Source organism: Runella rosea (assembly GCF_003325355.1).
GTDB lineage: Bacteria > Bacteroidota > Bacteroidia > Cytophagales > Spirosomataceae > Runella > Runella rosea.
In genome coordinates, this window is the sequence record NZ_CP030850.1 from 3,771,962 (window position 1) to 3,786,426 (window position 14,465).

The window sequence follows — 14,465 nt, forward strand, 5'->3', positions numbered from 1 at the left end:
AAAGCTTTGCGGATTTGAGAATCCGAAAGCACCAAAAAGCACGAACGATGCAGACTTGGAAAGTCTTGGAGACTTTCCAAGTCTAATGCTTTAAGCCAAAATCGGCTTGATGACCTTCCCCGCCACATCCGTCAAACGGAAGTTACGGCCTTGAAAAGGATAGGTAAATTTTTCATGGTTAAAGCCCATCAAATGCAGAATAGTGGCCTGTAAATCATGGACGTGCGTACGGTCTTTAACCCCATAATAGCCCAACGGGTCGGTTTCGCCAATGGAAAAGCCTTTTTTGACACCTCCACCCGCCATCCAAACCGTGAACGCATCTAAGTGATGGTCTCGCCCGGAATAGGGCAGCACCTGTCCGTCGCGGTTTTCCTGCATGGGGGTCCGGCCAAATTCTCCTCCCCACACCACGAGTGTTTCATCCAGCAAACCTCTCATTTTAAGGTCTTTCAACAACGCCGTCACGCTTTGATCAGAGGCTTGGCACTTTTTATGAAGGCCAATTTCCACCGAGCCATCTTCACTCGTGCCGTGGGTATCCCATCCCCAATCAAACAACTGCACAAAGCGTACGCCGTTTTCGACCAGTTTTCGGGCCAACAAACAGTTCATAGCAAACGAACCTTCACCAGGTTTTACGCCATACATGTCCAAAATATATTTCGGCTCTTTGCTCACATCCATCACTTCCGGCACCGACATCTGCATCCGGAATGCCATTTCGTACTGACTGATACGCGTCAGAATTTCGGGGTCTTTGACTTCTTCGTAGGCTTGTTTATTGATTTCGTTGATGGCTTCAATGGTCTGCTTCCGAATGTCGCGGTTCATGCCCTGCGGGTCAGAAACGTACAAAACTGGGTCGCCGCCCGTGCGACATTGAACGCCTTGATACACTGTTGGCAGGAAGCCACTCCCCCACACGGATTTACCTGCGTCGGGCTGTTTTCCGCCGGAGGCCAATACGATAAAACCAGGCAGGTTCTTATTTTCCGAACCCAGTCCGTAAACCGTCCACGCGCCAATGCTCGGTCGGCCCAAACGGGCGCTTCCCGTGTGCATCAGCAACTGCGCGGGTGCGTGGTTAAATTGATCTGTATACATGGCTTTGACGAAAGAAACATCGTCGGCCACCGTTTGTAAATACGGCAAATAATCCGAAATCCACGCACCGGATTGGCCGTGTTGGGCAAATTTGCCCTTCGGCCCCAACATCTTGGGAACGCCTTTGATGAACGCAAACTTTTTCCCCTCCAAAAACTCCGCTGGACAGTCTTTGCCGTGGTATTTTTCGAGTTCAGGTTTATAGTCAAACAATTCCAACTGCGACGGTGCGCCTGCCATGTGAATGTAAATTACCTGTTTGGCTTTGGGCGCAAACTGCGGCAATCGCACGCCCATGGCATCAGCCGACTGAAGCGGTGCCGATGCAACCTTATCTTTCTCGAAATAACCGCAACTGCCTAGCAATGAACCAAATCCCAACGAGCCAATCCCCGTACCCAGTGTTTGCAGAAAATACCGCCGCGTTTGGCGCTCCAACTCAGCGGCTTGAAGTTCTTTGAGTAGTTTTTCCATAAAGGCAAAAGAAACTTTCGTGATAAAATTACCCAAAATCTTGATTAATGCTTGACGGAAAGATTGCCTTTCATCCAAACTCCCCAAAGGACAATTAGCATCAACAATCCACCCAATCCCCACCACCAAAATGTATTGGAAGGTAAAGCGGAGGCATCGCCAATCAATACTAATCCTGCCCAAGCAGATGGAGCGGCGTTGGGGTAGGTGGAGATATATTGAAATTTAGCCTTTTGCAAAGCTTCATCTTTGGTGAGTCCTTCGTTCAAAAATGTATAGAACAACTCCGTCAGCAAATAAGTCTTTTTATCTTCAACACTCCAAAGCGTGGTAATCGTAGAAGGAATTCCCGCCATCGAAAAACCTCTTGCTAAACTCAATACACCCTCCCCTTTGGCTACTTTGCCCACGCCCGTTTTGCAGGCCGACAATACCAAAAGATTGATTTTGAAGGAAGCATTTCCTAAATCGGAAACTTTAAGCGCAGAGTCAGCAAAATAAATATGCGGTTCGGTTTGTGTACTGTCGGCGAAAGCATGGGTATATACCTGCACAATGCGGTGCCCAGATGCTTGGTTCAGAAAAGCATTTTTGGTGGCTTTCTGATGAACCAATTCATTTTTCCACAGATAGGCCCCGCCGATGCGCTCGATGGATTCAGCAGAGCCAGATAACATATTAAGTTTTTGTGAGAATTGCACGGGAGCAACGCCCAAAAATGATTTTTGAGGCCAGAAATTTGGCTCAGGTTGATTTTTGAACAAAAACTGTGCTGAATACGTATAAGAAACAGCATATTCGTTGAGCAAATAGAGCGGCTTAGATACTGACAGGCTCAATGCTTCAAAGGGTAAAAAAGCCCCGTCATACGAAATAATCACATGGCCCTTGGAGACATTGAGCGGCGCAATCAGGCTTTGATATAATCTGTTACTCACCGCCAAAAACTCATTTAATTCGGTCTTGGTCGAAATATCTTTGGCGCAGAGTCGAAGATAGGTCTGAGTATCATTGGGGTCAAATCGGAGCGTTTGAATCTTCACTGAAGAAGGCGAGACTACGATTGCGTAGGTAAGGCTATCGGCCACAAAATACTCAATCAACGTACTCCCTTTGGGCCTCAAATACTGTTGTATCTGCTTTAAATTAACCGTTGTCGTATCGTATTTAAAGCGATAGTAAGCGGGATTGGTCTTTTCGAGATTTTTGATAAAATCACTTTGGGCATTTTCTGCCATCAAAAGCTCGCTTTCTGTTTTGTCAGTGCCAGCTTTACCTCCTTCTGATTTATTTCTAAGTTCGTCTATTTTGGCTTGCAATTGAGCCTCTTTGGTGAGGTCAGCTTCCGAAAGAATTTGCTTGGCCCCCAGTTCGTTGAGTTTGTCGTTGAGCAATACAGCGCGGCTTTTTTCAAAGAAGTAAAAGGCTTTTTCGTAATCTTTAAGCAGGTAGCAGGTTTCGATGGCGTTTTCGTAAATAGAGCGGGTTTTGTTCCGCCAAAAGAGTTTTGATTGAGTCCCTTTATGCTCCCACCGCATCAAATCAATCATTTGGTCAGCCACCAAAAACGTTTTTTCAGCATTGCTTAAGTATGCTTTATTTGGGGCCTGTTTGTATTGCGCCAACCATACCTTCCCTTTATTCTCTATCAAATCAAGCAGATAGTTTTTTTCGGCGCAGTATTTTATTGTTTTGGGAGATGGATTACTGTTGATATTAGAATACTCGGCAAACGCGGGCAAGAAGGTATGAATGGCCTGTTGTAAATACGAAATAGCCTGACTGTACTTTTTTTGTTTGTAATAAAGCATGGCTAAATTATCCAGAAGACGCGTTTTGATAGCAGGAGTGTCGGCAAGCACCAAGCCTTCCATGTACAATTTTTCGGCTTCCTGCGATTCATTCAAGGCGTTTTTTAAATAGCCTAAATTAGTTTTAACCATGGCCATACCATAGTTAAAATCCGCCTTACGAAATACTTCAAAAGATTTATCGAAGTAAATCTCCATATTTCGGTACTCTTTTTTCTCGTAATAAAGTGCCGCAAGATTTGCCAATGCGTTTCCATGGTAGATTTGTTTGGGAGAAGATTCTGCCAATTGAATAATTTCCTTCATGGCCGTTTCTGCTTCATTCAACCTGCCTAAGGCCCGCAACGCATTAGATTTCTTTTCGAGACAACTTGAGCGTTTTTCAGGATTATTACTTTTTCGGGCTAGGTTTTCTGCGACAAAAGCTACTTTTAACGCTTGCTCATAATCCCCTGTTACATTGAGCACTTTAGCCATATTGCTGCCAGCATCAGCGGCAACGCTATATTTCTGCGGATATTTTTGGCCAATAATTAAACTTCGCTCATAATGCCACATCCCTTTTGCAATATCCTGCGGCAGAAGTTCATTTTCATACAACAAGCCGAGGTTCAGATGGCTATTGGCCAGGTTGGCCTCACTAACGTCAGGGCGCTTCTGCGAATTGATGAATACCGCTTTTTCTGTATATTCTATCGCTTTTTTAACATGATTCTGGTCTTTTTTATCCCAACCCAAGGAGCGATGCCGACGGCCTAAATAGTGAAAGATTTTAGCATACGATGAATCTTGGGGCCATTTGGCTTTTTCCCAAGCGAGCCGGGCTTTTTCAAGCAGCTGAATGGCGGCTTTGTCTTCCAAACCAGTAGTGGCTTCTACTTCTTGAATTACTTTTTCCATAGAAGCATTTTGCGCTGATACGCTGCCGACAAAGCCCATAAAAACGAGAAAGAAAATAATTTTCTTCATGGTTCTTGAAACTAAACATACACTGTACCGCCTTACCAATAGAACACACATAATCACTCACCTAACAAGCACACCACTTCTGATAGAGGCATTGATTGGATAAGTTACTGCTTTGAATTTATATCTGTTAGGTATAATACCTGGTGTGGTTGAAAGGATAATATCTTTCTGATTTGGTAATGACAATGGATGGGTTTGCCCGCTAAAGCTAAAAGCGGCCGCAATCGGCGTGGCGTAGGATGAGCCCCAATCGAAGTCAAGACCAGAGGAGTCCGTTTTAAATTCAAAATACTTTTCTTTATCTCCCATCACTCCTACATCTACATATCGCTTGGAGAAGTTCTGATCAGGAGCTATGCGCGTGGTTTCGTGAAAAGTGTAAACAGTGGTAGCTGAAATTACGTTGCTAAACTCTTTGGAATGCGAAGCAGGATAAAATTTATACTTTCTTACATCTAGGTCGCGCGGGTTTCCAGAGTTATCGCAGGAATCAGAAGGGTGTGCATTGCCTGCCGCAGCGACCAACATAATTCCTCTATCTTTAAGTTTGCCAATAAAAGTTTCTAAAACAGCGCTTTTGGGGCCATAATAACCTAAGCTGGCATTAATTGTTTTCAGGTCAGGAATCTTAGTAGAATACGCCATTGCACAGAGCATCTTGAACAATCTTCCTTCTTTTTTTTCATTTAAAACGACCATAGGCACAATTTTATAACTCTTACCACGGAGCTCACGTTCAAGTAAGTAATTTACCATTGTACCATGAGCTTCATCTGCATTAGTAACTACATTAGTCCCATTCACAAAATTCCAGCCTTGATAGTCATTGATTAAACCATTACGATCATTGTCTATGGCATCGTTTGCCTTGGGGTCATTTTCGTTATTCCAAAAATTATTGGAATGAACCCCTGTATCCATTATTCCTATTAAACCTCCTCCGGGTAGAGTTTCGGGGAAAAGTATTAAATTTTTAATAGAATGATCGTTAATATCTGGGCTTCGTACGATATAATCTGGTGAAACCTCAAACCCCAGGGTTGGCAGTATGTTTGCCCTAATTCTGGAGCCGCTTGCACCGCCTGGTTTGCTGTCGCCATTATTTGCCAGACCGTCGTGCCCAAAAATGGGAATATCTGTTGTATCACCCCAAAGTTGCAGGTTAGAGTCACAGGGGCAGGTTAAGGTCTTCTTCAGCCCTAACGATTTAAGCAAATCTATATCTGCCTGCGATATCCTTTCTTTGTAAATGATGACTGACGTTGTGTCATTATTACTGGAATTGGAGCATGGTTTTTCACATCCAACCAATAGTATTGCTGGAAACAATACAATTAAAGAATGATAGAGTCGCATAGCAGTAGGAAGAGGTTTAGGGATTAGTCGCAAAAGCGGGTACTGCACTAACAATAATGTTGGTGAATTTTTAAGAAAAATCAAAATTTATCACCTAGTACTTATTTAGTGGTATTGAGCCATTGCTCGGCTTGGGCTTTCCCTGCTAAATTTTTGGCAATTACTTCTTCCAGGAGGCGGTGGGCGGTATCAGTATCTCCTTTTTTGAGGTGGGCCAGAGCCGCGTAAAATTTACCTCTGTTTTCTAACAGCTCAGTGTCGGCTGCCATCCGCTCAAAAATAGCAATGGCAGCATCGTAGTTTTTGAGATGAAGTTGCGTTAAACCCTCATACTCATAGGCTTTTGCGCTCGTAATACTGGCGGCCAATCGGTTAAAGATGGGTAAAGCTTCTTGGTATTTTTGATGGTTATAATAATCAATTGCTGTTTGAAGGCTATCATTAGAGGTATCCATTTGGATATTCAGCTTCGTCAGGTTCTCTTCAATATAGACTTCTGCGTATTCCTGAAGAGTGAGACTAGAAGGAGTCATAAAATACCAAACAACTACCAATAACACCATAGCCGCCGCAACCCCTGAAGCCCATTGCCAACGCAACGGTCGAATGGAACGCTGTCGGGTCCATTCGGCATGGCGTTTTTGCAGGTTAGCTTCTTTGAGGGCCGCTTTGGTGCTGAGATAAAAAGCTACCTCATCGGCCAGCGCCTTATCTTGCGCCAGTTTTCTTTCGAAAGCCTCGCGCTCGGTGGCTGAGAGCCGCCCCTCAAAATAATTGTCTATGATTTCGTACATAGTTTCATCATTGGCTTCCCTTGTACATGACTCTCAACTTTTCCAAACATCGCAACCGCGTAGTTTGCGCCACCCCATCCGTGTTATAATGGTATTGCAGGGCAATTTCATGGTCCGAAAAACCTTCACTCCACAGGGTCAGTATTTCCTGACATCGTTCTCCTATGCGCGCCAGCAATTGTCGAATACGCTGATGGTCCTGTTGCCGAATAAGATCGGCTAAGGCCGTCCGTTGGGAGTCTGGCACAGGTATTAGCAGGTCGTCGAGGGATACTCGCTGAAATGCCTGCATAGTATTAGTCGTGCGTTTGCGAATTACATCAACACATTTATTCGAAAAAATTTGATGAATGTAGGTTTTCAATTCAGAACGACCTTCAAATCGTCCCGTAGTGATATGCTCAATGGTGGTTAAAATCGTGTCGGAATAGGCCATTGAAGCATCTTCGTCTTCGATTTTATGGTTGCGGCTCCCGCTGCGAATCAAATAACGGTACTTATCGTAGAGTTTGTTTTCAAAATACCTTCGTGGGTTTCCGCCCGTACGGATACCAGCCACTATATCTTGATCAGAAAGTTGGGTACCGAAGATAGTCACGAGGAGCAGGGTTGAGTGAAAATCCATAAGAAAGTACGGGTATTTCTTGGCTAAAAACAAATTTATAGGGCCTTTTTTTGCTCGTTTCGCGGGTTTTTGAAAAATAATCAAAAAAATATGTTCGTGTTTTTCAGACTGTTGCGACTAAGAGATAAAACAATTTAAATACATGTAAAGCCGCAACATCAAGCAATCGCTTGCGTGCTGACGGCGGAACACTTTTACCCAACTTTATTAATAAACTCTTAAACAACAAAAACATGAAAACGCTTCTTTTTAGCATCGCCCTCCTTTTCGGAATGGGTATTTACTCGCAGGCTATGGCACAGTCAACCGTAGAAACACCGTCGTTTACTGCTTCGATTTATCCCGTAGTCAACACTTCCAAAGTTCGAATTTTGATCAGCAAGGAATACGGGGAGAAATTTTCTCTGTCTATCATTGATGACAAGAAAAACCTGATTTACTTCGATCAACTATCAAAAAAAACAACGCAGCATCGTTTTGATTTGAACATGCAAGAATTAGCCAACGGCCGATACTACGTTAATTTATCAAATGGCAAACAGCCCGTTGTGACCAAAGTCATCATCAAAGAACAGGTGGTTTTGGCAAAGCCCATCTTATCGAATCAAATTTTGTGTGTGAATTGACCAATTAGAGCATCATGGGGCCGGGTGAAGGAATATCCTCAGCGCCATGGTGCTTTTTTTAGTACATCTTCAAATAAGCATAAGTTTTCCGTAGAAGGAAGGAAAAAGTCTAAGAAAGTTCTCCAAAAACCCTATTTTGCGTTAGCATAACGCTAAGCCTTCTGCGTTTTTTCAAAACCATGAATAAAACTACGATTGGAGTATGGACGTGGGGATTGATTTTTACCGTAATTCTGCAAGCCGTGGCTCAGGAAAAGCCACGCATTATCTCCGTTATTTCAAAAGGAAAGGCTAAAACGCTCACCTCCCAAAATACCTTAGCATTAGCCGCTCTGGAAAATGATTTAATTATCGAATGGAAACCCTGCAATTGTACCTATCGCTACTACACGGCTGGATTAGACTCCGATACAGTTACCTTAAACTACCCAGTTGCACGCTACAACAATCTCAAAGGCGGTGAGTATTATTTTTGGGTACAAGTACAGCAAAACGGACAATGGTCAAAGCCCGCTCAAATCACGCTTGAAGTAGAAGAAAGCATCACGGAAGAAGGGTGGTTTTGGCCAGCCGTAGCTGTGTATGTGTTACTGTTGGCGGGCGCGGCAATTTACTTTTTTCTGCTGTATAATTTTCGCCAAAAGCTCAAACTGCAAAGTCTCCGCAACCGCATCGCCGCCGACCTCCACGATGAAGTGGGCGCGACCCTGAGCAGCATTGCCATTTCGACGCGCTTGGTAGAGAAAAAATACGGCCAACAAGCCCCCGAAATGCTTTCGATTTTACAACAAATCAAAACCGACTCCGAAGAAACCATCCAAACCATCCGCGACACGGTCTGGACGCTCAATCCTAGTAATGATTCGGTGGAACAGTTGCTTGAAAAAATGCGTTCGTTGGCGTTTCAATTGCTCACTCCACAGGATATTTCGCTGAATTTTAATAATCAACTTTCTGCCACCGAGACCCACCGACTCCAGCTAAGCATGGAGCAACGGCAAAACCTTTACCTCATTTTCAAGGAGGCCTTAAATAACATCCTCAAACACGCCGAAGCCAGCAAAGTAAGCATAACCTTCAAAATGAACGGACAGGAACTGTTGATGAATATCGCCGACAACGGTAAAGGCTTTGACGCTACCCAACGCTACGAAGGAAACGGCCTCAAAAACTACAAAAAACGCGCGGCCGAGAGCTTTATGGACGTAAAACTGGACTCAAAAACAGGTGAAGGCACCCAATTGGCCGTCACCGTCATCTCCATTTAACCCTCATTGACGCTACTTATTCAAGGAAAGACGGCGCTACCCAAATTGGGGGGATGACCGTTTGATAACTTTCGGGACTTTTGTAACGAAGTATCAATCATAATATTCTACATTTAACAACCGACAAAAAAGACATACCAAAAAGTCGCATTTGGCTTTAACGGTTTTCTTTTTGTTCCTGACTCCCAAGCCCATGATTCGCGTCGTACTCTTTGAGGATAACAAAAGCTTTCGCCAAAGTCTGTCGCTGTATCTGGCCGGCTCTGACGAGGTGTTTATGTGCGCTTCGTTTGGCGATGCCGAAGGCTGCGTGGGCAAAATCAAACGCTACAAACCCGACGTGGTCCTGATGGATATTCAGATGCCGGGCATTTCGGGCATTGAAGCCTTGCAGGAAATCAAAGCGACGCTCCCCGACACAAAGGTGCTCATGCAGACGGTGTTTGACGATGACCACCGCGTATTTGCGGCCATCTGCGCGGGAGCCAACGGCTACGTACTCAAAAATCCCGACCCGGAAGTGATGTTACAGGCCATCGTGGATGTTCACGGCGGCGGTGCTTGGATGACCCCGTCCATTGCAGCCAAGGTGCTGCGGATGTTTCAAAGTCAATTTGTCAAAACCCAACCGACCTACGTATCCCTCACCGACCGCGAGCGGGAGATTCTGGGTTGCATGGTCAAAGGCATGAGTTACAAGATGATAGCCGACGCCTGTAGTCTGAGTTTTCATACGGTGCATTGGCACGTTAAGCATATTTACGAAAAACTCCACGTCAATTCCGCCCCCGAAGCCGTAGCCAAGGCCATTGAGGGGAGGATGGTGTGAGGCATTACGAGAGAATCACTTTTATCCTAAACCTCTATAATCATGAACACTAAAAATCTATTCACCTTCAATGCCATCACGGCGGTATTATTTGCCATCCCGATGCTGCTTGCTCCAAAGATCGTGGCCGACCTCTACCTCACGCATCCCGAAACCGCCAATGATGCCACATGGGTACTGATGCGGGGGTACGGCTCCCTGCTTTTGGCCCTTACGGTTTGCCTTTGGTACATCAGACCCGCCGCTCCCTCCCGCGCCTTGAAGGGCATTTTATTACTGATCTTCGTAGGCGACATTATTTTACCCATTGTGCATATCCACGCTATCCTCAACGGCGTCGAAAACAACCAAGCCTGGGGCATTGTCCTCGTTGGAGTCGTTTTGGCCGTATGGTCAGGGTTAGTGCTGCGTAAAATAGAGGTTGGGGAGTGAGTGGATTTCGGTTTTAAACAATGCCCACTTCTCCTCAAAATTTTTAAAACATTCTCCAAAGCTATTGATAGGCAATGACCCTAATTTAACTCATTACAATAACCTCTAACAAACTTATTTTTATGACAGTAATTGTTTATAATTCAACTAGACTAAGACGAAAAGTATTAATAGAAATTCTTTCTTTTTGGGGCGATACTGATACAAAGTATTTCAGTATAGATTTAGACAGCCTTTGGGCGGGTCTCGCTCCTTTCAAATCAAAACTTGAGATCACAGTCAGTAACATTTCTTCTCCTCTCTTTACCAATTTTAATCACAATTTTGTTCTTCCCCAACCTGATGAGCCCATCATGCCTTCGCACTCTATCATTAACAAACCAGTTATACATACCTTAAAGAGCCTCCAAAAGAACCGAATTGCATCAAGTATCCCTTTTGGAAGTCAAATCAAATACCAAGTGAGTAAACCTATACTTGAAGAGTTATACAATCGGCACAAGGGACAGGAAAAAGCCGCCATTCTTGGACTGAGAGCCACTCTTTGCGAAGATAGCAATGCGAAAATCTATATGCTATTCACTTTTTATAAGCTTACCAACCAAGGGATTGTAGTAGACTCTACCATAACACAAGACCTACCCTATCCTCATCCAAGTGGAGGAGGCGGCAATCCTACTACGGGTGTTAAAATCCCGGCAAACTAAGAACTGCTATGCCTAACGATGAAAAGTTTTACACTCACTTGATTGTAGTATTAGGGCAAATCACTACCGCTGCTATGGTTATTCCGCTTGTGGTAGCGGTAGCCCGTTGGCGTTTACTTACGTCGCCATTGCGTATTTTTTTCTGGTCACGTTTAGCACTGGTTGTATCCGCCAGTTTTGAGTTATTATTTATTGAAGTAGTCACTCGCTACCAAGATTTTTGGGTACCGTATCTGAACAAATGGCAGATTAGTGATACTAATTTTCTACAGATTACATCCCAATTACCCACTTTTTTACTGATAGGCTGGTTTTACAGTTCATTGTTATCAACTTATGAAAAAAAAGCTTACAACATCGTATGGCTTATTTCAATAGGATTGGCACTGACTGCTGTAATCAATTACTTGTTTATCGAAGGATTCAGAGTCCATGGCACACTTAATCCATTGATGTTGAGCCTATTTTTAATTAGTATACCGATGATTTATCTTTTCTTTTTGGCAAAAACTCCCTTTGGTATTCCATTGTCCAAAACCCCCTATTTTTGGATAAGTGTCGGCATTCTTTTGGTAAACCTATTGAGTCTGTTTTTCAGCACTACAGGAAACAAACTATATCTAACTGACTATGTACTTTACGCAAAATTTCTTATAGCTAGAAATGCCATCAGCGTACTAGCACAATTTATATTTGCATATGCCTTCTACCAAGCCAAATACGCCAGACTTATTCACCTTTCGGACTCTCCTATTAACTAAAGTAAATGCGGTTAATATAAAGCTATTTTAGCGCAACCAACTTCAATACCAATACTTCTCTTTCCAATGCCGCTCCTTCGGGAGTGGCTTTTTTTATTTCTAGGCCTTGAAATACCACCCAAATTGGCGGCAACGGTGCGCCTGAAATATGTCGAAATTTGATCTATACAAACCATGCACCTCAACGGGTAGCATGGGGCACACTTACCCAACTTTATTAATAACTCTTAAACAACACAACCATGAAAACACCCCTTTTTACCCTCATTTTCCTTTTTATAATGACGGCTTACATTCAGGCCACAGCCCAGTCAACCGTAGAAACGCCATCTTTCTCCGCTTCGATTTACCCCGTTCTGGGTACCTTCAAAGTTCGGGTTGCGGTCAGCAAAGAATACGGGAAGAAATTCTTTCTGTCGGTCTATGACGAAAATCAGAACCTGATCTATTTCGACCAACTGGCCAAACAAACCACCCAACACCGTTTTGATCTGAATCTGAACGAGTTGGCCAACGGCAAGTACCACATCAATTTGTCAGACGGAAAGCAGCCTATGGTGACAAAAATCATCGTCAAAGAACAGGCAGTTTTGGCAACCCCCATTTTATCCAATCAAATCCTGTGTTTGAATTAACGGGCAATCAAAAAAAAGCCTCTAAAGCCCCCCGAATTGGCGGGCACAGCCGAAGGGATTTCGATTCAACTTTGCAATGTTAAATCAGTCATAAACCTTACACTTAAAAAATGAAAATCAATCGATTACTTGCAATGAGCAGCCTGTTAATGGCGATTTGTTTTTTGGCCTGCGAAGGTCCCCAGGGAGAAACAGGCCCACAAGGGCCACAAGGCACAACTGGAAAAGACGGGGCCATCGGTGTAACAGGGCCCGTGGGACCAAACGGACCCATTGGACCGCAGGGACCAACGGGTCCGCAAGGACAAGCAGGCCCACAGGGGCCAACCGGTACAGCCAATGTTATTTATTCGACTTGGATTGCCCGTCCGTATCCGGGAAATGGAGCAGGTGAACGTCCTTGGATTACTCAAAGTTTCCCGACAGCCACTACCCCCAATTTTCCAAGTTGGCTTCTTACCAACCCCGAGCCAAAAGTAACTAAAGATATTGTTGACAAAGGTATGGTGATGATTTACTATCGCGCTAACCCCACCTTTACCAATGCTGAGGCTTTGCCTTACAATACGCAATCAGTAGCGGGCAATGGTGTCCCCATCACAATGACCTACAGCTTCTCGATTTTGGAAGGAATCATTACAATACGAGTGGCTAATACACAACTCGTATCCGCAGGTGGTACTTTTGGTGTCCCCGGGAATGGATTATATCGTTATGTTATTGTTCCGGGCGGGGTAGCCAACGGCCGTTTGGCCGCCATTGATTGGAAAAACTACGCCGAAGTAAAAGCAGCGTTGAATTTGAAAGATTAAGTTAGGTTAAAAATGACATCAAAAAGCCGCTTCTAATGAAGTGGCTTTTTTTATATCTAATACTGCTACACCATCTCCCGCACCACCTGCGCAATATGCTGCGAATCATAGGCATAGCCCTGCCATTTTTCTAAACGCTTATCCATGACCGAAAACCAGAGCGGCGGCACGGAAGCCATCAGGATCATGAGCGGATAACCGAAGGGCAATTGCGGACTTTCATCAAAGTGCCGCAGCACCTGATACGGCCGCGAGGCGTAGGCATGGTGGTCGGAGTGCCGCTGAAGTTGAAAAAGCACCAGATTACTGAATAGATGGTTGGCGTTCCAGGAATGTAACGGGTTAACGCGCTCGTATTTGCCGGGGGCCGTTTCCCGACGCACAATGCCGTAATGCTCAATGTAATTGACACTTTCCAGCAATAAAAAGGCCACAAGGCTTTGACCGAAAAAGAACGGAATTACCTCCCAGGCCAAACGCCCAACTTGCCAACTGCCCAGGGCGGTCAACAAACCGCAGAAGAGCAAGGGACACACTATCGCCCAAATCATATTGTTTTTGATACTCCAAAACGGAACCTTGGCTTTATCCAGCAATCGTTTCTCAATCGCCAAAGCACTCCGAAAACTCCCCGTGACACTCTGCCACCAAAACGCATACAATGATTGTCCTTTGCGGGCCGTGGCGGGATCGTGCGGAGTGGCTACCCACACGTGGTGGCCGCGATTGTGCTCAATGAAAAAGTGCATGTAGCACACCGTCATGAGCGTAAGTTTGGCGTGAAACTGCGCCATTTTACTGCTGCGGTGGCCTAACTCATGGGCTACATTTATCATCGTTCCCGCAAAAATCCCCAGCGAAAGCACGTAGCCTATCCACTGAAAGAGCGTCATCTCATAGGTCAGGATGGCAAATACGGCCAAGCCCAATTGAATCAGGTGGACATACACCAACGAATACACCACTCCGTCAAAAAAACGGTCGTTCATCAGTCGTTCAAAATCTTCTTTGCCGGCGTTGTTTTTATCCTTCCCCATCAGCGCATCCACAAGCGGCACCAAACCGTAGGCAAACAGCACACCCGTCCACGTAAATTGGCCGTGGGTCAATATAAAAATGCCGTTTGACAGCAATATCATGAGGTAAATAGACAAAAAACCGAGTTTTTTAAAAGCGCTCATCGTTCGTCTTTGGCTAAGTGTTGAAGTAGTGCTTATTTATCCAAAGTTACTGTAAAACAATCTAATCACCTCAAAGTC

At 44.5% G+C, this 14,465-nt stretch carries 14 protein-coding genes; 8 read left to right on the forward strand and 6 right to left on the reverse strand.

All coding sequences use genetic code 11. The features are described from left to right. Positions 1 to 90 precede the first annotated feature (90 nt). The 5 genes from DR864_RS15750 to DR864_RS15770 all read right to left on the reverse strand — a co-directional run bounded on the left by DR864_RS15750 (position 91) and on the right by DR864_RS15770 (position 7,136). Positions 91 to 1,581: a DUF1501 domain-containing protein gene (locus tag DR864_RS15750; protein WP_114070307.1), complete on the reverse strand. Its 1,491-nt coding sequence runs from the start codon at positions 1,579 to 1,581 to the stop codon at positions 91 to 93. Between the two features lie 44 nt (positions 1,582 to 1,625). Further along, positions 1,626 to 4,361 (reverse strand): CHAT domain-containing protein, encoded by a 2,736-nt coding sequence (locus DR864_RS15755; protein WP_162793866.1) that lies wholly within the window; start codon positions 4,359 to 4,361, stop codon positions 1,626 to 1,628. Positions 4,362 to 4,418: 57 nt separating this feature from the next. Beyond that, positions 4,419 to 5,717: a S8 family serine peptidase gene (locus DR864_RS15760; protein ID WP_114067883.1), complete on the reverse strand. Its 1,299-nt coding sequence runs from the start codon at positions 5,715 to 5,717 to the stop codon at positions 4,419 to 4,421. A gap of 101 nt (positions 5,718 to 5,818) precedes the next feature. Continuing rightward, a complete protein-coding gene (locus tag DR864_RS15765) occupies positions 5,819 to 6,511 on the reverse strand; it encodes an anti-sigma factor (protein WP_114067884.1) in 693 nt (230 codons plus the stop codon). Positions 6,512 to 6,518: 7 nt separating this feature from the next. After that, positions 6,519 to 7,136: an RNA polymerase sigma factor gene (locus DR864_RS15770; protein WP_114070308.1), complete on the reverse strand. Its 618-nt coding sequence runs from the start codon at positions 7,134 to 7,136 to the stop codon at positions 6,519 to 6,521. A gap of 233 nt (positions 7,137 to 7,369) precedes the next feature. On the opposite strand from DR864_RS15770, the gene DR864_RS15775 reads away from it, so the two are divergent. The 8 genes from DR864_RS15775 to DR864_RS30380 all read left to right on the forward strand — a co-directional run bounded on the left by DR864_RS15775 (position 7,370) and on the right by DR864_RS30380 (position 13,206). After that, positions 7,370 to 7,762 (forward strand): T9SS type A sorting domain-containing protein, encoded by a 393-nt coding sequence (locus tag DR864_RS15775; RefSeq protein WP_162793868.1) that lies wholly within the window; start codon positions 7,370 to 7,372, stop codon positions 7,760 to 7,762. 179 nt (positions 7,763 to 7,941) lie between these two features. Continuing rightward, a complete protein-coding gene (locus tag DR864_RS15780; protein ID WP_114067887.1) occupies positions 7,942 to 9,030 on the forward strand; it encodes an ATP-binding protein in 1,089 nt (362 codons plus the stop codon). A gap of 193 nt (positions 9,031 to 9,223) precedes the next feature. Beyond that, complete coding sequence (locus DR864_RS15785; RefSeq protein WP_114067888.1) at positions 9,224 to 9,859, forward strand: response regulator transcription factor; 636 nt, start codon at positions 9,224 to 9,226, stop codon at positions 9,857 to 9,859. Positions 9,860 to 9,901: 42 nt separating this feature from the next. Further along, positions 9,902 to 10,291, forward strand: coding sequence for a hypothetical protein (locus DR864_RS15790; RefSeq protein ID WP_114067890.1), 390 nt, complete (start codon positions 9,902 to 9,904; stop codon positions 10,289 to 10,291). A 122-nt stretch (positions 10,292 to 10,413) separates the two neighbouring features. After that, a complete protein-coding gene (locus DR864_RS15795) occupies positions 10,414 to 10,998 on the forward strand; it encodes a hypothetical protein (RefSeq protein ID WP_114067891.1) in 585 nt (194 codons plus the stop codon). An 8-nt stretch (positions 10,999 to 11,006) separates the two neighbouring features. Next, positions 11,007 to 11,759, forward strand: coding sequence for a hypothetical protein (locus DR864_RS15800; protein ID WP_114067892.1), 753 nt, complete (start codon positions 11,007 to 11,009; stop codon positions 11,757 to 11,759). 242 nt (positions 11,760 to 12,001) lie between these two features. After that, positions 12,002 to 12,394: a T9SS type A sorting domain-containing protein gene (locus DR864_RS15805; RefSeq protein WP_114067893.1), complete on the forward strand. Its 393-nt coding sequence runs from the start codon at positions 12,002 to 12,004 to the stop codon at positions 12,392 to 12,394. A gap of 110 nt (positions 12,395 to 12,504) precedes the next feature. Further along, positions 12,505 to 13,206 carry a collagen-like protein gene (locus DR864_RS30380; RefSeq protein ID WP_162793870.1) on the forward strand — a complete coding sequence of 234 codons (702 nt, stop codon included), beginning with the start codon at positions 12,505 to 12,507 and terminating at the stop codon, positions 13,204 to 13,206. A gap of 65 nt (positions 13,207 to 13,271) precedes the next feature. Here DR864_RS30380 and DR864_RS15815 read toward each other — a convergent pair whose 3' ends face one another. Next, entirely contained in the window at positions 13,272 to 14,387 is a 1,116-nt protein-coding gene (locus DR864_RS15815) for an alkane 1-monooxygenase (RefSeq protein WP_114067895.1), read from the reverse strand. Positions 14,388 to 14,465 lie beyond the last annotated feature (78 nt).